Source organism: Parasedimentitalea nitratireducens, from assembly GCF_057444295.1.
In genome coordinates, this window is record NZ_JBYAXC010000007.1 from 156794 (window position 1) to 178884 (window position 22091).

Here is a 22091-nt window from a genome sequence, read left to right on the forward strand (position 1 = left end):
TCCTTATTCGTCGGAGCCCGAGACATGCTCGGCTTCCATGGCGGCCTGTGTGGCGGCGTCAGCAATCAGGGGAACGGCAATCGGGGAACTGCCGCCAAGAACGATGGCGCGCAGATAGGCCCAGACCTGAAGCACCAGGCGCAGGCACAACACGCCAAAAGCCACCGGCGCCAAAAGTTTGGCAGGCCAAAGTGGCAGCGCGATATCCATACTGCTGTCACGGCTCCACAAAGGTGCCGTGAAATCAAAGCTGCGTTCGAAATGGGCCCAGCTGCCCCAGACTAGCAGCACCATCAGCAACAAGATCGCAAGCGTTGTGATCAACTCGGCAATGTACAGGGCACGACCGCGCAAAGCCCCGACCAGCATGTCCATACGAATATGGCCACCATCGCGCTGTACATAGGCAATGCCCATAAATGCAATCAGCGGCATCGCCTGTTCGATCCAGTCGACATATCCAGGCAGAGGCGTGTTGAACAGGTTGCGGCCACCAACAGACACAACCGCCAGCACCATCAGGGAAAACACCGCCAAGCCGCTGACCAGCGCCAGCACGGTTTCGGCGCGATATAGCCGTTGGTCGATCTTACTCAGGGCGCTGTCATCACTCAGCACCAGGGATGCACCAGCCATGGCGGGCCTCCTGTTCTATTCTGAAATTTTGAGGGGCAAATAAGAAAGCTCCTGCGCCGCATAGGAACGCGGCGCAGGAGTAGCTTAGTTTTACTTGGCGTCGGCAATCATGCCGGTGACCATGTCATACAGCTCTTGCGCTGGCAGACCACGGGCAGTGTTTTCTTCAATCCAAGTCGCCGCAATAGGAGCAGCCGTTTCCTGGAAAGATGCAATTTCCGCGTCCGAAAATGTCACCTGACTAATGCCACGCTCTTCCAGAGCTGGGCCCCAAGCGTCCATGGTTTTGCCTTCATAGGCGCTCACATAGTGATCCAGAGCTTCATCAACCGAGCTCAACAGCGCGTCGCGATAGTCATCGCTGAGGCTATCCAATGCGGTGGTGTTCACCACCACTGGGCAGTTCACTGTGCCTGGGTTCAGGTTAGTGGTCCACCAGGTCGCGTTTTCGATGGTGCCAAAGGACATGTGCGCATGCGGCGCAAAAGCCACCGACTTGATCACACCGCTGTCCATGGCCTGACGAACTTCGGTTGCGGACATCGAAGTTGGAACCGCGCCAACAGAGCCCAGCGCTTTGCCGATGCCGCCTGTGGCACGCACAGTCAGGCCTTCAAAGTCAGCCAGCTTGGAGGGAGCCTCACCACCGCCAACAAGGTTGTACTGCGGCAGCGGCGACGGCATCAGAAGGGTTGCATCCCAACGGGCCAGATCGGCCTGAACTGCTGGGTGCTGGTATACAGCCATCGACAGCTCAACCTCTTGCTCTAGCGAAGACACTCCCAGGAATGGCAGCTCCAGCACAGTGATCGACGGGTTCTTGTCACGGTGATAGCCAGCACAGAACTGGGCCATTTCAAACGCGCCAATGGAAATACCGTCGAGGTTTTCCTTATTCTTGGACAGGCCGCCATAGCTGATGTTCAGGGTGAACTCACCGCCGGTTTTCTCGTTGACCAGCTCAGCCAGTTTTTCAACGTGCTCGGTAAAGGCGCGACGTTTGCCCCACAGGGAAACGTTCCACTCGGTGGCCATGGCCTCGGCGGCAAAGGTAACGCTGAGGGCGGCAAGGGCGGTACGGCTTAGGAATTTACGCATGATGTTTCCTCCCAGAATGCATGCAAAACAGATGGCGCACAGCATCGGGGATTGAGACAGGGCTGACTATGAAGGAAACCGCGCACGCGCGAGGACGAGCCCTGCGAAAATCCGCAGGGCAGCCTAAACAGTTATAAAAGTGCGTCTTTATCCAATCCCAGCTTGACGATTTTTTCGTTCAATGTGCGTCGCCCGATGCCCAGCGCCTCGGCCACCGCGTCCATCCGGCCCTGATGCGCCATGATCGCCTTGCCGATCAATTCGCGTTCAAACACCGCCACCGCCTCACGCAGGGTTTCTGGAACCTCGTTCGATAGCAGATCAGCGCGCATGGCCAACGCCATGGATCCGCCACCGCGACGTGCGGACAGCACCCGCCGCTCTGCCACATTGCGCAGCTCGCGCACATTGCCCGGCCAGTCGTGTGCCATCAACGCAGTGGCGTCTTCACCCGTGATTGGGGGGACAGAGGTTTCATAGATACGAGAGAAATGGTCCAAGAAATGCGCCAGAAGTAACATCAGATCATCGCGGCGCTGTCGCAGGGAAGGCAAGGTCACAACCATCGTGCCAATGCGAAAGAACAGATCGCGGCGGAGTTTGCCCGCTGCCATCAACTGCTCCGCATCCTCGTTGGTTGCCGAGATTACGCGAAACCGAAGAGGCACTGGTATTGAGGCCCCTATCGGCAATATCTCTTTGTCCTCAATCACGCGCAAAAGCTTGGCTTGTACAGCTTCGGGGCAAGAGCTTATTTCATCCAAGAACAAGGTCCCCTGATGCGCTGCCAGCAACCTACCGTCGGCGCCCCCTTGCACTCCAAACATCTCTTTTTCAAAAGTCTCTGGCGACAACGCTGCACAGTTCAATGCAACAAACGGGCCCTGAGCATCATCGCCAAGATCATGCAAAGCCCGCGCAACCAGCTCTTTTCCCGTTCCAGTTTCGCCCTGCAGCAAAACCGAGGAATCGCTGTCTGCTAAGTCCAGAATCTCATCCCGCAATATCCGGATCGTGTTGGTTTGCCCCAACAGAACCCGATCAAGCCCAGAAAGTTTGTGCAGTCGCTCCTTTAGACGTTCCGCCGTTTGTCGCATCTGATGCTGGTCTGCTGCGTGACTTAGAATCGCAAGTAAACGCCGTGGGTCATAGGGTTTCTCAACAAAACTATAGGCTCCGTCGCGCATCGCATTGACCGCCATGGCAATATCGCCATGCGCTGAGATCAGTACCAGTGGCGGCGAGGTTTCAGGCGATAGGCTTGCAAGCAGTTCCAACCCGGACATGCCGGGCATTCGAACATCAGACAGGATCACATCAGGCTGAAAGTCCTTCAGTCGCTCGGCGACCTGCGTTGCGCGCGGGACTGCCTCGACCCGCCAACTAGCAGCCTCTAGCAACTCAACCAAGGACAGGCGCATTCCCTTATCATCCTCGACGATCAACGCGCTGCGAAGTGGGCTTTCACTCATACCTGCTGGTCCTCTGGCTCGGAACTTGGCAACTCCACACGGAACACTGCGCCACCACCATTGCGGTTGTGCGCGTTGATCCGTCCTTGGTGTTCCTTGACGATGGTAGCCGAGATTGCAAGGCCAAGCCCCATGCCGCGCCCGCTTTCACGGGTGGTGACAAAGGGCTCTTGCAGATCCTGCAGCGTTGCTTCGCCTAGCCCATGGCCACTATCGCGAACTTCGAACCACCCTTTTGCACTCCCTTCGCCGACGGAAACCCAGACCTGTCTGCCCTCGGTGTCTTCAACCGCATCCACAGCATTGCGCAGAATGTTAGTCATCACCTGTTCCAACCGAAGCTGATTACCCCGCACCAAAATTGGGGTTTGTGGGATTGAAAGTGTCAGATCGACCTGTTGCTCAGTAAAATTTGGCTCGACCAAGGCCAGCGAGGCCCGCATTGCGTTACCAAGGTCTACTTCAACAAACGCATCCCCCTTGGACCGTGCAAAGAACTTCAATTGCCGCGTGATACCCTCCATGCGATCTACCAGCCCCGCAATGCGAGTGATCATGGTTGGAGCGGTGCTACTATTCATTTCCGCCACAGCCAGATGGTTGCGCATCGCAGTGATCGGCTGTCCCAACTCGTGTGTCACCGAGGCGGACAATTGTCCAAGCGCCGCCAAACGGCTCGCCCGCTCAAGCTCGTCCTGTGTGCGTTGCAATCGGCGTTCAGCGGTCTTACGGTCATCAATCTCAATCGCCAAGCGGTCATTTGCCTGGCGCAGCTCTGCTTCTTCCGCCTCGGATCGGCGCAGGGCTTCGCCAATACGCTGGGTTTTGCGAAACTGCGAGTAGATGAAAAAAATCGCCAACAGGATCATGACAAGCCCCGTGGCCAGCAAACTACGAGACACCGCTGGCGTGTCATCTGCGAAATAGTGCAGCTGCCAGTTATGCGGAAGCGATTGCGTGGTGAGGTGAATCCGGTTGTCACCGTCGATAACTGCACGTTGATTTTCCAGAGGTTCCCAAACCCACGGATCAAGTGATTGATCAGCAAACTGTCGAGCATCTCGAATGCGTTGTCGCTGTTCCTGTGTCAGCTCCTTCAGCACGCGATATCGCCAATCGCTGTTCGACGACAACAAGACCACACCGTCAGCATTGGCCAGAACAACCTGCTCGCCTGACGCGCTCCAGCTCTCCTCAAGTTCACTCAGGGCCAGTTTGATGGCGATGACGCCGATGACTTGTTTTTGCGCGTCAAACACGGGATCGGCAATGAAATAACCCGGCAGGCCTGTTGTACTGCCAATTCCGTAAAATCGGCCCGGTCTTCCCTGTGCGGCGCCTTGCAGGTAGGGACGAAATGAATAGTCGTGCCCCACAAAACTACTGGGCTGATCTGCATTCGACGCAGCAATCGTCACGCCATCTGGGCGCATCAAATAGATCGCATCCAACCCTGACTGTTCAGCAAAGGCGGCAAGTCTGCCATTCAAGGCCTGCGTATCACCACCCATGCTGGTTTCGATAACAAAGGGATCCCGCGCCAACACATAGGTGAGATGCAAGAACCGCTCGAGTTCTGCGATCACAGTGCTGCGGTAGAGTGACAGGCGACCCTTGGCTTTGGACAATTCTTCCGACTGGAAATAGCTGGAGGATAGCCCGTAAATTGTCACTGCTGAGATAATGGCAGCGACGAATGCCAGAGCGATGTGTACTGAGCGCATGAGCTGATTGTCCGCAAGTCGATTAGTGCAGACGCGACTAAAGGATGTTCAGCCAAGAAAGGCAACGGCCAAGGGTTAGACCAAGCGCCCCTGTTGCCAGACCTTTGCTAGTTCCAAACCTTCGGTGAGATGCAGGATGTCGGCCTGAGTACCTTGGGCAAATGAGCCAACATGCGACGCCCCGATCAAAGTAGCAGGGATTTCAGTGGCCATTGCCAACGCAGTTGCCAAAGGCGTGTCACACATTTCGACAACATTTCGCACCGCAGTTGCCACTTCCAGATGCGCCCCAGCAAGGGTTCCATCCTTTAGCGTCAGGCGGTTTTCGCTGCGCTGGATCCAGCGGTCATTGAGGGTAAAGCCATCAATGTCAGATGCGGCAGTTGCCATGGCGTCGCTGACTAGGAATATCTGTCCCGGACCACAATTACTGCGCAGGGCTAGTCCCATGCTTTCGGGGTGAACATGTATACCATCCGCGATCAGGCCAGCACTTAAGCTGCCCAGTGCCAATGCTGCTCCCACTGTTCCTGGTTCACGATTTCCGATCTGGCTTTGGGCGTTGAACAGGTGCGTTACACAACGTGCGCCAGCATCGGCTGCGCTCTGGCAGGTCGCAAAATCAGCATCTGTATGACCCAGCGAAACCAGTACTCCGGCTTGGCCCAAGGCCGCGATCTGATCATTAGTGACATTTTCAGGTGCCACTGTAACCTTCAACGCAGGCAACCGGGCAGCTCCGTCCAGCAAAACCGCCAGGTCTGTGTCAGTCATGGGGCGGATCAAAGACGGATCGTGTGCGCCCTTACGCGATAGCGACAGATGCGGGCCTTCGAGGTGCAGGCCCAAAATACCCGGCACTCCTTCGACAATTGCTTGCTCGACTGCGTCTATGGCGAGACGCACGTTCTCAGACGTATCCGTGATCAAAGTCGGCAAAATCGAGGTGGCACCAATGCTGGCATGAGCTCTGGACATTATGAGCAGAGTTTCGACATTCCTGAACATCACCCCACCACCACCATTGACTTGCAGATCCACAAAGCCCGGCACCAAATACCCGCCAGCCAACTCAACCACATCCGCATCTGACGGAATATCCGCCGCTGCGACAATGTCCGAAACTTGCCCATCTATAACTAGCAGAGCCTGATTTTCGCAAAGGTGCCCCTGATCCAAGATCCGAGGCCCGGTCAAAGCGGTCAGTTTGTGGTTCATACCGTTTCCGTGACTTTCTTCAGATGTCTTGGCGCATCGGGGTCAATCCCGCGCGATGTGGAAAATGCTTCAACCATGGAATAAAAGGACACGATCAGACTTAGCGGATCGGTCAGAGCGTGGCCAGTGCGGACATGCTCGATGCAGGTTGCCCTTTTGACCTGATCCGTGGTGGCAAAAACCTGTGCCCCCTTGGCAGCGATCTGATCCGAAATCCCCGCCAAGGCGCCTTCTGCCGCATCCGCAGCGGCAAAGCCCAACACCGGAAAACCTTCGCCCACAATCGAGACTGGTCCGTGTAGCACTTCGGCAGAGGAATAGCTTTCGGCGTGGAGCTGGCAGGTTTCTTTGAACTTTAGCGCAGCTTCGTTTGACACGGCCAAGGCCTGCCCCCTGCCCAATGTGAACAACGACTGTTGCTCGCCAATCGCCTCACGCACTTCTGGCCAGTTGATCTGGGCTGCTGTTTCCAGCTGCTCGGGTAAGTTTCGAATGGCAGCCAGCAACGCGGCGTTGCGATCCCATTCGGCCATCAACCACAATCCCGCAACTGCGGATGTGACAAAGGTCTTGGTCGCGGCAACGCTCAACTCGGGCCCGGCATGAATATCAAGCGTATGGGCACTGGCCTTGGCCAAGGGTGAGGCTGGATCATTGGTCAGAGCCACGCTCATGGCACCATCACGGCCTGCATTGCTTGCCATAGTGACGATGTCCGGGCTTTTACCTGACTGTGAAACAGCCAAGCTCAGCCCCTTGTCTAGTTTTAGACTGCTGTCATAAATCGATCCCACGGATGGCCCCACCGAGGCAACGGGCACACCCAGCAGAATTTCAGAAACATACTTTAGGTAGGTGCACACATGATCCGACGATCCACGTGCAATTGTCATGATAAAAGCTGGATCCAGCCCACGTGCGGCGTCAGCCACGGATGTTATTTCTGCAGCGCCGTTGGTCAACAGTCGCTCTACCGCATCCGGGATTTCGACGATCTCGTGACGCATTTTGGTAGTCTGGATCATAGTGTCAGCTCCTATTGGCTGGCCAGCCGTAGCTCGGCCACAAAATCGTAGGCATCGCCGCGATAAATTGAGCGGGTGAATTCAACCACCCGACGGTTCGGCAAATATGAAGTTCGCATGATGCTAAGACCTGCTGCTCCCGGCTCCACGCCCAGCACCGCAGCATCTGCAGCATCCAGATTGATTGCCGAAATTCGCTGCAGCGCGCGTACTGGCCGGTTTCCGTCAGCCTCAAGCACCTTGTACAGCGAGTCTTCGACAAGAACCGGATTAGGCAGGACATCGACCGGAAGCGAGGCGCGCTCAATGGCCATTGGCCGGTCACTTGCTCGGCGCAAACGTTCAATCCGTGCGACGGAATCCCCAGGGGAAAGACCCAACACCATGACCTCTTCGGGTGACGGCATATAGATACCTCGTCCCAACCATTCACTTGAAGAACTCAGCCCGCGCCGGTCCATGTCTTCGGTGAACGAAGTCAGGCGAGAGAGTGATTGTTCAACCTTTGGGGTCCCATCAGCAACAAAGCTGCCTGATCCCTGTCGCTGTACAACGATATCGCGATCCACAAGATCTTGCATAGCCCGGCGAACTGTGACGCGTGACAGTCCACTCAGAGAAGCGATCTCCCGCTCGGCTGGCAAAGGGGCAGAGGCGGGTAAAAGTCCGTTTTCTATACTTTCCTCAAGCCGTTTGCGCAGGCGAACATAACGCGGGCCAGTGGCATCGTCCAACCAGTCTCCTGGTTTGAGAAAGCTCTCAATAGTCATACCCGCTCCAGCTCTATCCGTTGTGCAAATCGACAGGCCAGCTCTAGCGCCCCGTCTAGCGCTGTACCCTGCCCTGAAACGACGTTTGCAGCCACTTCACGCGGCAAGTAATCGACATAATACGAAGCCACCCCGCCTATCGGGCAAACCGGCTCTCCCGGCACGAAGCCCAATGCGGACAACCCTTTACAGATGTATTTTGCACCGGCCTCCATCAATTCACGACCGAAGGGATCACCGGCTTTGGCGGCCTGCACGATACGCGGCGCGAAGGCACCGAAATCAACCGGCCTTGAGCGAATGGAAAAACTCACAATCTGAGCAACGTCGTGTTGGAACTCAGCGAGACAGGTATCGACCAGATCACTGGAGGGCTCAACACCATCCAACACATGTAATGTGCGCCGTAACAGCCCCTTGCCCAGCCAACATCCCGATGCCTCATCTCCTAGATCTGACCCGTAGCCGCCAATAAAGCGGATATCTCTGTCGTCTTGTCGCGCCAGAAACGAGCCCGTGCCAATGCCAAGCAAACAGCCAGACTGGTCTTCCAAGGCACCAACAACTGCGGATCGGCGGTCATCTTCGACCTGCGCATACCGCGATGGCAGCTGATCAGCGACAGCCTGTGCAACATCGCCATCCACAACGCCGGCGAGACCTGCATAGATGGGAGTTTCCCTCAATCTGTCGGCATCAAGATCCGCCTGAGAAGCCAGCTCGGACACCCCATCATTCAGCACCGCCAAAGCAGCCTGAAAATCACTGGAAACATTCGCGCTACCCCGGTGAACGCTAAACTCGCCACCCGGTGCTTGCAGCGCAAATCGGCACGAGGTGCCGCCGCCATCAATGGCCATGAAGTATGGGGGTCGCGAGTCGCTCATGTAGATACCTATACAATACCTATCGCGAGAATAAAAGACCTTTAGCGACCTGACAACGCCCGAAATGCATACCAAAGTGATTACGAAATAATAAATGGTAGACAAAAGGTATTGTATAGGTATTTAATAGTGTCAGTTGAGCTGAAGAGTTGAGGGGAATCACGTGACAGCCGAGCGAACGCCACAAACTGAAACGCTCCACAGTAGCGCAACCGGACTAGATCAGCGCACCGACGCTGAAATTCTGTCGCAGTTCCTGGATGTTCAGAAATGTGCACTTGCCGTTATGACCACCTCCCTACCCAGCATCGCAGCGGCTGCTGAATTGACAGTCAGCTCTCTTCGCAACGCTGGCACTGTGCATTACACTGCAGCAGGATCATCTGCCTTGATGGGCCTCGCGGATGGTGCCGAAATTCCCGGCACATTCGGAATAGATCCAAGTCGCATTGCGGTTCATATGGCCGGAGGCATTCCGCATGGTGGCACCATGCCGGGCCACACCGAAGATGACAATGCTGCAGCGCTAATCGCTGCAGAGACCGTTAAATCTGAGGATGTGGTCATTGCCATCTCTGCAAGCGGCTCTACCCCTTATCCGTTAGCGTTTGCTCAAAAGGCAAAGCAGTGTGGAGCCGCAATAATAAGTATTTCTAACAACAAAGGGACGCCACTTTTGGAACTGGCGAACGCGCCCATTCACTTGGACACCCCGCCAGAAATAATCGCGGGTTCAACCCGCCTTGGCGCTGCCACTGCACAAAAGGTCGCGCTGAATATGATCTCCACCTTAACCGGTATTCGCCTAGGCCACGTCTTTGACGGCATGATGGTCAATTTGATCGCCGACAACGACAAGCTCCGTGCACGGGCGACCGGAATTGTCACTCAGATTACGGGCGCGCCGACTACGCTCGCCCAAGAATGCCTGCAGCAAGCCAATGGAGCGGTCAAACCCGCCGTGCTGCTGGCAGCTGGAGCCAAATCGCTCCAGCAAGCAAACAAGATAATCGAGCAGGCCAATGGAGACCTACGTGCTGCCCTGCAGCACCTATAACGACGGCCAATCGGCCAAACACAAGACTAGCAAGGGAGAAAGACATGAACCGGAAACTACTAAGCCTCGCGCTTTTGGGATCTACCATTCTTGGTGGCGCTGCTGCTGCCGAGGTAACACTAACCATCGAGAGCTGGCGCAATGACGACCTGACCCTGTGGCAGGACAAGATCATCCCGGCGTTCGAAGCTGCCAACCCAGGTATCAAGGTGAAATTCACACCTTCTGCGCCAGCCGAATACAATGCGGTGCTGAACTCGAAACTGGATGCCGGCAGCGCCGGTGATTTGATCACATGCCGCCCATTCGACGCTTCGCTAGCGCTGTACGACGGTGGCCATCTGGCTGACATCTCCGACCTTGAAGGCATGGCGAACTTCTCGAACGTAGCCAAATCGGCCTGGCAGACCGACGATGCAGCTGCTTCGTTCTGTATGCCGATGGCCTCAGTCATTCACGGGTTCATCTACAACAAAGAGGTCTTTGCGGAGCTGGGTATTGATGTACCTGAAACCGAAGACGAGTTCTTTGCTGCGCTTGAGACCGTAAAGGCAGATGGCAATTACATCCCAATGGCGATGGGCACCAATGACCAATGGGAAGCCGCCACAATGGGTTATAACAACATTGGCCCGAACTACTGGAAAGGTGAGGAAGGCCGTCTGGCTTTGATCGCCGGCGACCAGAAACTAACCGATGCCCAATGGGTTGCACCTTATGAGACGCTAGCCAAATGGGGCGAGTATCTGGGTGACGGATATGAGGCTCAAACATATCCAGACAGCCAGAATATCTTTACTCTGGGCCGCGCTGCAATTTACCCAGCAGGCAGCTGGGAAATCACAGGCTTCAACGCACAGGCCGATTTCGAAATGGGCGCCTTCAAGGCTCCGGTCCAAAACGCTGGCGACACCTGCTACATTTCGGATCACACCGACATCGCACTTGGCATGAACGCTGCATCCCCGAATGCCGAGGCGGCCAAGACCTTCCTCAACTGGATGGGCACTTCTGAGTTCGCTGGCATCTACGCCAACGCACTTCCGGGCTTCTTCTCGCTGTCCAACCATGACGTGGCAATGGAAGATCCACTGGCACAGGAATTCGTCAGCTGGCGCGGTGAGTGTGAATCCACCATCCGGTCCACCTATCAGGTGCTGTCGCGCGGCACTCCGAACCTCGAAAACGAGACTTGGGGCGCTTCGGTTGCAGCCATCAAGGGCAGCAAGTCGGCTAGCGATCTTGGGATGGAACTGCAAACCGGTCTCTCCAGCTGGTACGACCCTCAGAAATAAGACCACTCACGAGCAAAGGTTCCGGGCCAGTCATTGGCCCGGAACACCCAAGTGGAAGGGGATGACATGAAGAACTCAGGTATCAAATGGCACGTGGTTGTATTTCTGGCCCCTGCCGTGTTGGTCTACACCGCCATTATGATTTTCCCGCTGTTCAATACTTTGCGGCTGGCATTGTTCACCGAGGTGGACCAAGTGCGTCAGTTTGCCGGGCTGGATAATTTCCGCACCTTGTTTGGCAACACCCACTGGTCCGAACAGTTCTGGAATGCCTTGGGCAACAACTTCTGGTTCTTCTTTATTCATATGATTGTGCAAAACCCGATTGGCATTGCTCTGGCTGCTATTCTGAGCCACCCGCGATTGCGTTTTGCTGCCCTGTATCGCACCGCCATTTTTGTACCCACCATCCTGTCGTTTGTGATCGTGGGTTTCGCCTGGAAACTGATCCTGTCCCCGATCTGGGGCATCACCCCCGATATGCTGAAAGCGGTTGGCCTGAAATGGCTTTACGCCCCCTATTTGGGCAAGGAAGAATACGCCCTGACTACGCTCGCGCTGATCTCAGTCTGGCAGTTTGTCGGCATCCCGATGATGCTGATCTACGCCGCTCTACTTTCGATTCCCGAAGAGGTAATTGAGGCTGGTGAAGTTGATGGCATTACCGGGTTTTCCGCGTTCTGGAAGATCAAATTACCACTAATCTTACCGTCTATCGGGATCATCTCGATCCTGACTTTTGTTGGTAATTTCAACGCCTTTGACTTGATCTACACCACCCAAGGCGCACTTGCGGGACCGGCGTACTCGACCGATATTTTGGGTACCTTCATGTATCGCACCTTCTTTGGGTTCCAACTGCAACTGGGGGATCCTCACATGGGGTCCGCCATCGCCAGCGGCATGTTTGGCATCATCCTAGTGGGGGTCTGTATCTACCTGTTTGGCATCCAGACTCGCCTGCGCCGATATCAGTTTTAGGGAGCAGCAGAGATGTCAAAAGCCCGCCAGAACCCATTTAACAGCATTGCCGCACATGCTGCGCTGATTGCTTATACGCTCATCGCCTTGTTCCCGGTGTTTGTGATCCTGATCAACAGCTTCAAGACACGTAAGGCAATCTTTCGAGACCCACTTGCGCTGCCTGACAGTGATACATTCACGATGATCGGCTATGAGACCGTTATGAAGCAGGGGGATTTCTTCCTCTATTTTCAGAACTCGATGATCGTTACCGTCGCCTCGCTGTTTTTTGTCCTGCTTTTTGGCGCCATGGCGGCCTTTGCACTGGCTGAATATCGGTTCAAGGGCAACATGTTGATGGGTCTGTATCTGGCGCTGGGGATCATGATCCCGATCCGCATTGGCACCGTAGCCATTCTTGAGATGATGGTTAGCAGCGGTCTAGTGAACACCCTGTGGGCGCTGATCCTAGTCTATACCGCGCAAGGCCTGCCACTGGCGGTGTTCATCCTGTCTGAGTTCATGCGACAGGTCAGTGATGACCTGAAGAACGCTGGCCGGATTGATGGGCTTTCAGAGTACACTATTTTCTTCCGACTGGTGCTGCCACTGGTACGCCCTGCGATGGCGACGGTCGCTGTCTTCAACATGATCCCAATCTGGAACGACCTTTGGTTTCCGCTGATCCTGGCCCCTGCCGAGGAAACCAAGACCCTGACTTTGGGGAGCCAAGTTTTCATCGGCCAATTTGTCACCGATTGGAACGCCGTCCTGTCAGCGCTGTCGATGGCGATCCTGCCAGTGATGATCCTTTACGTGATCTTCTCGCGCCAACTAATCCGCGGCATCACGTCAGGAGCTGTCAAATGATCCGCGTCTTGATTGCAGGTCTCGGCAATATGGGGCTGTCACATGCGCTTGCGCATCACCAACATGCCGAGGCACAGGTTGTCGGGCTAGTCAATCGGTCCGGCGAGGCCAGCCACCCTGATCTGCAAGGCTATCCAGTTTTCACTGACTTTCAGCTAGCCTTGGCCGAGCTGAAACCTGATCTTGTCGTCGTTGCCACCTACTCGGACAGCCACGCGGATTACGCAATTGCCGCGATGGAGGCAGGTGCGCATGTATTTGTCGAGAAGCCACTGGCCACTACGGTCGAAGACGCCAAGCGCGTCACAGCCAAGGCGGTTGAGCTGAACCGCAAACTGGTGATCGGCTATATCCTGCGCCATCACCCGTCCTGGGTCCGCCTGATCAAGGAAGCCCGCAATCTGGGTGGCCCGTTTGTGTTTCGCATGAACCTGAACCAGCAGTCCAGCGGCGAAACCTGGGAGACCCACAAGGCATTGATGCAGACCACGCCTCCTATCGTGGATTGCGGCGTGCACTACGTGGATGTCATGTGCCAGATCACCGACGCCAAGCCCGTTCGGGTAAATGGCATGGGGCTGCGCCTGTCGGATGAAATAGCCGCGGACATGTACAACTATGGCCAATTCCAGGTGGTGTTCGAGGACAACTCGGTGGCCTGGTACGAGGCAGGTTGGGGCCCGATGATGTCAGAAACCGCGTTCTTTGTGAAAGACGTGATTACTCCCAATGGTTCGGTGTCGATTACCGAAAAGGACAAGGCGGGATCGGATGACGTTGATGGCCATACATCAGTTGGCGCACTGCTGGTGCACCAGCCTGATGGGGACCGTTTGATCGACCTTCCCGATGAGCCTGGCCACCAAGAACTTTGCGATGCCGAACAGGCCTACATGCTACGCGCCATCGCCGAAGATATCGACCTGACCCGCCATATGAGTGACGCCGTATCATCACTTCAAATCTGTTTGGCCGCCGACCAGAGCATCCGCTCCGGCCGCCCCGTTGACCTAACTGGATCCTGATCATGACCGCACTCAAACTTAGCAATGTCTGTAAATCCTTTGGCCCGGTTGAGGTTCTAAAAAACATCGACCTCATCGTTGAAGAAGGTGAGTTCGTGGTATTCGTTGGACCTTCGGGTTGCGGTAAATCCACCCTGCTGCGCGTTATTTCAGGACTGGAAGAGGCCACATCCGGTGACATTGAAATCAGCGAACGATCCGTCAATAACGTGCCTCCAGCGAAACGCGGCATTGCGATGGTATTCCAGTCCTACGCTCTGTATCCACACCTGACAGTTCGTGACAATATGGCGTTGGCGTTGAAACAAGAACGCAGGCCCAAGGACGAGATAGAAGCACGCGTGACAGAGGCAAGCAGGATGTTATCGCTTGGTGACTATCTCGACCGGCGCCCGTCGGAATTGTCTGGCGGGCAGCGTCAGCGGGTTGCCATTGGGCGTGCCGTTGTGCGTGAACCCGAACTGTTTCTTTTCGACGAACCCCTGTCCAACCTGGACGCAGCCTTACGGATGAATACCCGTTTGGAAATTGCCCGCCTGCATCGCCAACTGGGCGCCAGTATGATCTACGTAACCCACGATCAGATCGAAGCGATGACACTTGCCGATAAAATCGTCGTGTTACGCGATGGTCGTGTTGAGCAAGTCGGCAGCCCGATGGAAATCTACAACAATCCTGCCAACCAGTTTGTCGCCGAATTCATCGGCTCTCCATCAATGAATTTTGTCCCCGCTGCGATGCTGGGCGGACCAGAGGGTCAGTTTGTTGGGATACGACCCGAATATGCGCAAGTCAGTCCAAACGGGCGCCTTAAAGGTACGGTCGTACATGTGGAGAAACTGGGAGGAGACACCAATATCTTAGTCGATCTCGGTAATGATCGGACCTTTACCTCGCGGATGTTTGGCCAATACGACGCCCAAGTCGACCAAGAAATCGCACTGGATTTCGATGAGAGCAAATGCCTGGTCTTTGATGGTGATGGCCAACGCGTCTGATCGGCGCAAACCGACGATGGACAGCACGGATACATACTGAAACAATGTAGCCCTCGCCTTTTGTGGTTATTGGCGCTATACATCCGAATGTTATCGCTAACTTTTCGCTAATGGCTAAGCAATTTGTCAGCTATGGCAGCAAGGAACAGGATCAAATGGAAGCTATTTGGCAGCAACTTGAGGCATATCGAGCCGAAACAGCAAGTTCGCCAATTCTGGCGCTGTTCGAGGATGAGGAAAGGTTTTCATCATTCTCAGCCGAGAGTGATGGGCTGCTGCTGGATTTTTCAAAAACCAGCTTGAACAACACAGCCCTGGATCTACTCGTGCAATTGGCAGAGCGCGCAGATCTTGGGAACAAGATCAAGGCAATGTTTGACGGCGACGCGATCAACACCACAGAGGGACGCGCTGTACTTCATACCGCGCTGCGGGCGCTGTCCAACGCCCCGATCTTGGTGGATGGAGAGGACGTGCAATCTGAAATCCGTTCTATCCGCCGTCAGATGGAAAACTTTGCTGATGGTGTGCGCAACGGCGAGATCCGAACCGCAGATGGCGGGCGTTTCACGGATGTTATCAATATCGGCATCGGCGGTTCAGACCTTGGCCCCGCCATGGCAACGCTTGCATTAACCCCATACCACAACGGCCCCCGTTGTCACTTTGTTTCCAACGTTGACGGGGCACACATCCATGACACACTGGCTGGCTTAGATCCCCGGCGCACCCTGGTGATCATTGCTTCCAAAACGTTCACAACTATCGAAACCATGACCAATGCTGAAACAGCTGTGTTCTGGCTGCGTGCCACATTAGGCGACAATGCTGTGGACCATCTGGCGGCCGTTTCAACAGCACTAGACAAAACCGCCGCGCTGGGGATCGCACCCGAACGTGTTTTTGGTTTTGAAGACTGGGTTGGCGGGCGCTATTCACTGTGGGGACCTGTTGGCCTCCCGATCATGCTGGCAATAGGTCCTGAGAAATTCACCGAATTCCTGCGTGGCGCCGACGCCATGGATACGCATTTCAAAACTGCACCACTGCAAGAAAACCTGCCTGCTTTGCTGGGGCTGATTGGCATCTGGCACAACAATATCTGCGGCTACGGCAGCCGGGCAATCCTGCCTTATGACCAGCACTTGCAGCGCCTGCCTGCCTATCTTCAGCAGCTGGATATGGAAAGCAACGGTAAGAGCGTGGCCCAGGATGGTAGCGCCCTGCCCCGTGCGTCGGGCCCAGTTGTCTGGGGCGAGCCCGGAACCAACGGCCAGCATGCGTTCTACCAGTTGATCCATCAGGGCACCGCGGTGATCCCAGCCGAGTTTCTCATTGCGGCTGAAGCCCATGAGCCAGACCTCGAGCATCACCACAATCTACTCAAGGCCAACTGCCTGGCCCAATCTGAGGCACTGATGCGCGGACGGACCCAAGCTGAAGCACGCGAAATTGCGGCGGCACGCGAGTTCGAAGGGGCTGAACAGAACCGAATGGCCGCCCACTTAAGCTTTCCTGGCAGCCGTCCGTCAGTCACAATCGCCTATCCGAAACTCACCCCTTTTGTCCTAGGACAGATCATTGCCCTGTATGAACATCGCGTATTCACAGAAGGCGCAATTTGGGGGATCAATTCGTTCGACCAATGGGGCGTTGAGCTTGGAAAAGAGCTCGCCGTCTCACTGCTCCCGTTAGTCGAGGGCGCATCACCAGACGGCAAAGACAGTTCGACCTGCGGACTGCTCGCCAAACTAACCCCCGCCCCCAACACACAGACCTAACCCCCAGTTCAATACGTCAGAGAATACTATGGTTTCCCGAGTCATCCCCGTCCATTCCTTTGATCTGGTGCTTTTCGGAGCAACGGGCGACCTTGCGCGGCGCAAAATCCTGCCCAGCCTGTATCATCGGTTCCAATTGGGACAGTTCTGCGACAGCTCTCGTATCATTGGTGCATCGCGCAGCGATATGGATGTGGCCAGTTTTCGCGATCTGGTCGCTGACGCCATTCGCCAGTTTGGCCAGAAAGACGAAATTAACGAGGCAGATATTGCCACCTTTGTAGAACAATTGGACTATGTCGCTATCGATGCCAAAGGCGACCGTGGCTGGGATATTCTGGCCAAACACATGCGTGAAGACGTCGTGCGTGCCTTCTATCTCTCTGTTGCGCCCAGCCTGTTTGGTGACATTGCAACCCGCCTGCGCAGCACCGGCATTGCAACCGATGACAGTCGTATCGTTGTAGAGAAACCCTTTGGTCACGATCTGGCCAGTGCACAGGCTTTGAACAAAGCCCTGCGGGCAAATTTCGAAGAAAGTCAGATCTACCGGATCGATCACTATTTAGGTAAAGAAACCGTCCAGAACCTGATGGCTTTGCGATTTGCCAACTCGCTTTTCGAACCCTTGTGGAACTCGTCCCACATCGATCACGTGCAGATCACGGTGGCTGAAAGTATCGGGGTCGAAGGGCGCGGCGAATATTATGATCGTTCGGGCGCGATGCGAGACATGGTACAGAACCACTTGATGCAGCTGTTGTGTCTCACTGCGATGGAGCCCCCTGGAAACTTTACGCCAGATGCAGTGCGCAATGAAAAGGTCAAAGTGATCGAGGCTCTTGAACCGGTTAAAAACGTCGACATTGCCCGTGGCCAGTACCGCAGCAAGAATGGCAGCGGTAGCTATACTGACCATTCCGGAAATCCGGACAGCCAGACCGAAAGCTATATTGCGATGAAGGTCCAGGTTGCCAATTGGCGATGGGCAGGAACTCCGTTCTACTTGCGCACCGGGAAATGTTTACGTGAAAGAACCTCGGAAATCGCAGTTTTCTTCCGCGACCCTCCGCATAACATTTTCCAAGGCAGTGACCCGGCCAAAGGCAATGTTTTGGTGATCAGGTTGCAGCCGGATGAAGGCATCACCCTGCACACCACCATCAAAGACCCCGGTCCCGGTGGTATGCGCCTGACAGAGGCGGCACTAGATATGACCTTTGCCGACAGCCTCCCCGAGGCCGAGCGCCCACAGGATGCTTATGAGCGCCTGATCATGGATGTGATCCGCGGCAACCAAACACTGTTTATGCGCGGTGACGAGGTGGAAGCCGCCTGGGCCTGGGCCGATCCGATCATTTCGGGCTGGGCCGAGTCCCGCTATGCGCCTTCGCAGTATGATATCGGCACTTCGGGCCCCGAGGACGCCCTCTTGCTGCTGCACCGTGACGGGCGTCGCTGGCGCAGCATCGGCAAATGACCAAGGCACCGAAAGAAAGTGGTACCCAATGACCCTGAATAAAATACTGGCCTCGGTTACTGAGCGCATCATTGAACGCAGCGCGCCCACTCGCCAAGCCTATCTTGAGCGCATGAAAGCGGCGCAAAGCAAAGGCCCGGCGCGGGCGCATCTGTCCTGTAGTGGGCAAGCCCATGCATATGCTGCTGCTGGCCCAGATCAGGCTGCTTTGGCCGAGGCTTCAACCGGTCATCTTGGCATTGTCACCGCCTATAACGACATGCTGTCGGCACATCAGCCATTTGAGACCTACCCGCAGCTGATCCGTGACGCCGTACGCGAGGCCGGAGGAACCGCGCAAGTGGCAGGCGGTGTACCCGCAATGTGTGACGGCGTCACTCAGGGTGAGGCTGGGATGGAGTTGAGCCTGTTTTCTCGCGACGCTATTGCCATGTCGACTGCGATTGCGCTGAGCCACAACACTTTTGATGCGTCGGTCTATCTGGGCGTCTGCGACAAGATTGTACCAGGTCTGATTATCGGTGCCCAAGTCTTTGGCCACCTACCCGCCGTATTCTTGCCAGCCGGACCGATGACCAGTGGCTTGGCCAATGACGACAAAGCTAAGATCCGTCAGAAATTTGCTCTGGGCGAAATCAGCCGCGAAGGATTGCTGAAGGCCGAAATGGCCGCCTATCATGGTCCAGGCACATGTACCTTCTACGGAACGGCCAACACCAACCAAATGCTGATGGAGTTTATGGGGCTGCACCTGCCGGGGTCTAGTTTTGTCAATCCCGGCACGCCACTGCGGGATGCCCTGACCAAGGAAGGTGGACGCCGCGCGCTGTCTCTTAGCGTGCTTGGCAATGCATACACACCCGTGTGCGATATTCTGGATGAAAAAGCCTATGCTAATGGGATCGCAGGCCTGATGGCTACTGGAGGATCGACCAACCTGTTAATCCATCTCATCGCCATGGCACGCGCTGGTGGGATCATTCTGGACTGGCAGGATTTTGCAGAGCTATCAGAGGTTGTACCATTGCTGGCACGGGTTTACCCCAATGGCTTGGCAGACGTGAACCATTTCCACGCTGCCGGTGGGCTGGGGTATATGATTGGTGAGATGCTGTCGGCGGGCCTGTTGCATCCGGACACCAAAACCGTCGCCGGTGACGGGCTGATCAATTATGTCACCGAGCCCTTCCTAAGCGAAGAAGGGCTAACTTGGCGCAAGGGAACTGACAAAAGCCTAAACGAGAAAATTGTGCGTCCAGCCTCTGATCCCTTCCAGCCCACCGGTGGTCTTAGCCGCCTGACCGGATCGCTAGGCACTGGTGTGATGAAGATCTCGGCTGTGGCCGAGGAACACCGCATTGTCGAAGCCCCGGTTCGGGTTTTCCATGATCAAGACGAAGCCAAGGCTGCGTTCAAAGCAGGTGAGTTCACTGGTGATGTCATCGTCGTTGTGCGCTTCCAAGGGCCCAAGGCCAATGGTATGCCCGAGTTGCACAGCCTGACGCCAATGCTGTCGATCCTGCAGGGGCGCGGACACAAGGTGGCTTTAGTCACCGATGGCCGAATGTCAGGTGCAAGTGGCAAGATACCTGCGGCCATCCATGTGGTGCCCGAAGCACTGGACGTTGGCCCAATCGCCTATCTTCAAGATGGCGATACGCTGCGTGTTGATGCCATTGCTGGAACTCTGGAAATTCTGACCCCCGGTGTCACTGACCGTGCGCCCGCAACCGCTGATCTGTCGGCCAATGCCTTTGGCATGGGTCGTGAATTGTTTGCCCCCTTCCGCCATGCCGTTGGATCCGCCGACACCGGCGCCAGTGTTTTTGGAGTTTGATAGATGCCTATTACCCCTGCAGCGGCCAGCGCGCGAAACCGCGAAATCTGCCAACTGGCGCCAATTGTTCCAGTGCTGGTCGTCCACGACGTCGCCCATGCCCGTCCACTAGCCGAAGCACTGGTTCGCGGAGGTTTGCCCGCGCTAGAAGTCACCTTGCGGACACCAGTCGCGCTGGATGTAATCCGAGAAATGGCTCAGGTTGAAGGTGGTGTTGTTGGCGCAGGTACTCTGGTCACACCCGACGACGTTGCTGCCGCTGTTGATGCGGGTGCAAACTTTGGTGTCTCCCCCGGTGCTACCGACACTTTATTGGATGCATGCGAGGAAATTGGCCTGCCTATGTTAGCTGGCGCCGCTTCAGCCAGCGAAGCAATGCGCCTGCTGGAACGTGGCTATGACATGTTGAAATTTTTCCCGGCTGAAGCCTCGGGCGGGGCTGCGGCGATCAAGGCAATCGGTGCGCCACTTCCGCAAATCTCGTTCTGCCCAACCGGTGGTGTTAGCCCATCCAACGCGGTGAGTTATTTGTCGCAACCCAATGTTGCCTGTGCTGGTGGCAGCTGGGTCGCGCCCAGTGATCTGGTGAACAATGGAGAATGGGGCAAGATTGAAGAGCTAGCACGTGTCGCAAGCCAATTGGCACGCTAGGTCGAAACCCATTTAGTGGTCTATGGGCAGGCCTACTCGGCTTGCCCATCCATTTCAGGCAACAACTTCTTCGGTAAGCAGGCCTTCGGTAAGCGACACGAAATTCACAAAGTCATCAAACGCCACGGTGTGTGGCATCTCCTCGACAGGGCATTTCCGGTAGCCTTCGGTGAACAACATAAATGGCACCTCGGCCCGTTGACCTGTTTCAGCGTCGACATCACTGTCGCCAACATAGATCCGTGGCCCCTTGCCCATCATTTCATAGGCCGCATGCAAAGGTGCAGGATCTGGTTTGTGCACCGGCAGACTGTCGCCGCCCAATATCGCATCAAAGAAGTGATCCATTTTCAAATGCGCCAAAACCGTACGACAGGGGCGGATTGGCTTGTTGGTGCAAATCCCAAGACTATGCCCCTTTGCCTTGAGATCATTCAGCGCGTCCATCACACCGGGATAAGGCTGCGTTAGCGTTACAGCACCTTCATAGCGAGATACAAAATTCGCCAGAAGTCGAGCCTGCTCGCTGTCATCGATGCCACGGGCGGCACACATGCGTTTGATAAAGGTCGGTGCACCGTTGCCGATGAAGTTGCGTGTCTGCTCGAGAGACAGCAGCTCGCATCCCTCTTGTATCAGTACTTCGTTTGCGATGCCGTGAATATCTGGAACACTGTCAATCAAAGTGCCATCCAGATCAAAAACAATGCGCGCCATCAGGCATCCCTCCACTTAATTGAGCAGCCCATCGACGCAATCTGCTCGGATGGGCCAGCGCCTGTTGCGGCGACTAACTTCATTGCTTCAAACAGGTCGCGGCGCAGATCTGCAGGTCCTGCGGCTCTGCTCGAAGCATCCAATCGCCCCCTGTATTGCAGTTCGAGATCGGCGTTGAAACCGAAAAAGTCCGGCGTACAGGCCGCATCATATGCGCGCGCAACATTCTGGTCTTCATCATAGAGATAGGGAAATGAGAAACTGTGCTCCTCGGCCATTTTCCGCATGTTTTCAAAGCTGTCTTGTGGATAGGCCGTAACATCATTCGAAGAAATAGCCACAACGCCGACACTCAGGTCCTGGAGTTCTGTTGCGTCGCGAATGATCCGGTCGAGCACAGCCAGCACATAGGGGCAATGGTTGCAGATGAACACCACCAATGTTCCCTTGGCTCCGGCCACATCAGCCAGTGTAATCGGGCGACCATCAGTTGCGGGCAGAGTGAAATCAACCGCTTTCCAGCCAAAATCACAAACAGAAGGAGAAACAGCCATAACAGACCTCCGGATAGTGGGACCAAACAAAAC

The 22091-nt window shown here is 55.5% G+C and carries 20 protein-coding genes; 10 read left to right on the forward strand and 10 right to left on the reverse strand.

Features of this window, described 5'->3' with window-relative positions:
• Window positions 1–3: 3 nt before the first annotated feature.
• The 8 genes from AC2T28_RS18640 to AC2T28_RS18675 all read right to left on the reverse strand — a co-directional run bounded on the left by AC2T28_RS18640 (window position 4) and on the right by AC2T28_RS18675 (window position 8830).
• Window positions 4–636, reverse strand: a complete 633-nt coding sequence (locus AC2T28_RS18640) for a TRAP transporter small permease subunit (RefSeq protein WP_486750154.1) — start codon at window positions 634–636, stop codon at window positions 4–6.
• A gap of 90 nt (window positions 637–726) precedes the next feature.
• Window positions 727–1734, reverse strand: coding sequence for a C4-dicarboxylate TRAP transporter substrate-binding protein (locus AC2T28_RS18645; protein ID WP_486750155.1), 1008 nt, complete (start codon window positions 1732–1734; stop codon window positions 727–729).
• Window positions 1735–1865: 131 nt separating this feature from the next.
• On the reverse strand, window positions 1866–3206 hold the full coding sequence (locus AC2T28_RS18650; RefSeq protein ID WP_486750156.1) for a sigma-54-dependent transcriptional regulator: 1341 nt from the start codon (window positions 3204–3206) through the stop codon (window positions 1866–1868).
• On the reverse strand, window positions 3203–4930 hold the full coding sequence (locus tag AC2T28_RS18655) for a sensor histidine kinase (RefSeq protein WP_486750157.1): 1728 nt from the start codon (window positions 4928–4930) through the stop codon (window positions 3203–3205). Before AC2T28_RS18655 ends, AC2T28_RS18650 begins: the two co-directional genes overlap by 4 nt.
• Window positions 4931–5005: 75 nt before the next feature.
• Window positions 5006–6148 (reverse strand): N-acetylglucosamine-6-phosphate deacetylase, encoded by a 1143-nt coding sequence (gene nagA / locus AC2T28_RS18660; RefSeq protein WP_486750158.1) that lies wholly within the window; start codon window positions 6146–6148, stop codon window positions 5006–5008.
• A complete protein-coding gene (locus tag AC2T28_RS18665) occupies window positions 6145–7173 on the reverse strand; it encodes an SIS domain-containing protein (protein ID WP_486750159.1) in 1029 nt (342 codons plus the stop codon). The genes nagA and AC2T28_RS18665 overlap by 4 nt, the downstream gene beginning before the upstream one ends.
• An 11-nt stretch (window positions 7174–7184) precedes the next feature.
• Complete coding sequence (locus AC2T28_RS18670; protein WP_486750160.1) at window positions 7185–7943, reverse strand: GntR family transcriptional regulator; 759 nt, start codon at window positions 7941–7943, stop codon at window positions 7185–7187.
• Window positions 7940–8830, reverse strand: a complete 891-nt coding sequence (locus AC2T28_RS18675; protein WP_486750161.1) for a glucosamine kinase nucleotide-binding domain-containing protein — start codon at window positions 8828–8830, stop codon at window positions 7940–7942. Before AC2T28_RS18675 ends, AC2T28_RS18670 begins: the two co-directional genes overlap by 4 nt.
• Window positions 8831–8993: 163 nt before the next feature.
• Between AC2T28_RS18675 and AC2T28_RS18680 the strand changes: the two genes are divergently transcribed.
• The 10 genes from AC2T28_RS18680 (at window position 8994) to eda (ending at window position 20787) form a co-directional block, all read left to right on the forward strand.
• On the forward strand, window positions 8994–9887 hold the full coding sequence (locus AC2T28_RS18680; RefSeq protein ID WP_486750162.1) for an N-acetylmuramic acid 6-phosphate etherase: 894 nt from the start codon (window positions 8994–8996) through the stop codon (window positions 9885–9887).
• 44 nt (window positions 9888–9931) lie between these two features.
• Window positions 9932–11182, forward strand: a complete 1251-nt coding sequence (locus AC2T28_RS18685; protein ID WP_486750163.1) for an ABC transporter substrate-binding protein — start codon at window positions 9932–9934, stop codon at window positions 11180–11182.
• A 66-nt stretch (window positions 11183–11248) separates the two neighbouring features.
• On the forward strand, window positions 11249–12163 hold the full coding sequence (locus AC2T28_RS18690) for a carbohydrate ABC transporter permease (protein WP_486750164.1): 915 nt from the start codon (window positions 11249–11251) through the stop codon (window positions 12161–12163).
• 12 nt (window positions 12164–12175) lie between these two features.
• Window positions 12176–13015, forward strand: a complete 840-nt coding sequence (locus AC2T28_RS18695; RefSeq protein ID WP_486750165.1) for a carbohydrate ABC transporter permease — start codon at window positions 12176–12178, stop codon at window positions 13013–13015.
• The gene (locus AC2T28_RS18700) at window positions 13012–14040 is read left to right on the forward strand and encodes a Gfo/Idh/MocA family protein (protein ID WP_486750166.1); all 1029 of its coding nucleotides are present in this window, start codon (window positions 13012–13014) and stop codon (window positions 14038–14040) included. The genes AC2T28_RS18695 and AC2T28_RS18700 overlap by 4 nt, the downstream gene beginning before the upstream one ends.
• 2 nt (window positions 14041–14042) lie before the next feature.
• Window positions 14043–15038 (forward strand): ABC transporter ATP-binding protein, encoded by a 996-nt coding sequence (locus tag AC2T28_RS18705; protein WP_486750167.1) that lies wholly within the window; start codon window positions 14043–14045, stop codon window positions 15036–15038.
• Between the two features lie 155 nt (window positions 15039–15193).
• Complete coding sequence (pgi, locus tag AC2T28_RS18710; RefSeq protein WP_486750203.1) at window positions 15194–16819, forward strand: glucose-6-phosphate isomerase; 1626 nt, start codon at window positions 15194–15196, stop codon at window positions 16817–16819.
• Between the two features lie 28 nt (window positions 16820–16847).
• Window positions 16848–18299 carry a glucose-6-phosphate dehydrogenase gene (gene zwf / locus AC2T28_RS18715; protein ID WP_486750168.1) on the forward strand — a complete coding sequence of 484 codons (1452 nt, stop codon included), beginning with the start codon at window positions 16848–16850 and terminating at the stop codon, window positions 18297–18299.
• Between the two features lie 28 nt (window positions 18300–18327).
• Window positions 18328–20136: a phosphogluconate dehydratase gene (gene edd / locus AC2T28_RS18720; RefSeq protein ID WP_486750169.1), complete on the forward strand. Its 1809-nt coding sequence runs from the start codon at window positions 18328–18330 to the stop codon at window positions 20134–20136.
• Between the two features lie 3 nt (window positions 20137–20139).
• On the forward strand, window positions 20140–20787 hold the full coding sequence (gene eda / locus AC2T28_RS18725; protein ID WP_486750170.1) for a bifunctional 4-hydroxy-2-oxoglutarate aldolase/2-dehydro-3-deoxy-phosphogluconate aldolase: 648 nt from the start codon (window positions 20140–20142) through the stop codon (window positions 20785–20787).
• A 54-nt stretch (window positions 20788–20841) separates the two neighbouring features.
• On the opposite strand, the gene gph is transcribed toward eda, so the two are convergent.
• Both gph and AC2T28_RS18735 read right to left on the reverse strand, forming a co-directional pair.
• A complete protein-coding gene (gene gph, locus AC2T28_RS18730) occupies window positions 20842–21504 on the reverse strand; it encodes a phosphoglycolate phosphatase (protein ID WP_486750171.1) in 663 nt (220 codons plus the stop codon).
• Window positions 21504–22058, reverse strand: coding sequence for a thioredoxin family protein (locus tag AC2T28_RS18735; RefSeq protein WP_486750172.1), 555 nt, complete (start codon window positions 22056–22058; stop codon window positions 21504–21506). Before AC2T28_RS18735 ends, gph begins: the two co-directional genes overlap by 1 nt.
• Between the last annotated feature and the right edge of the window lie 33 nt (window positions 22059–22091).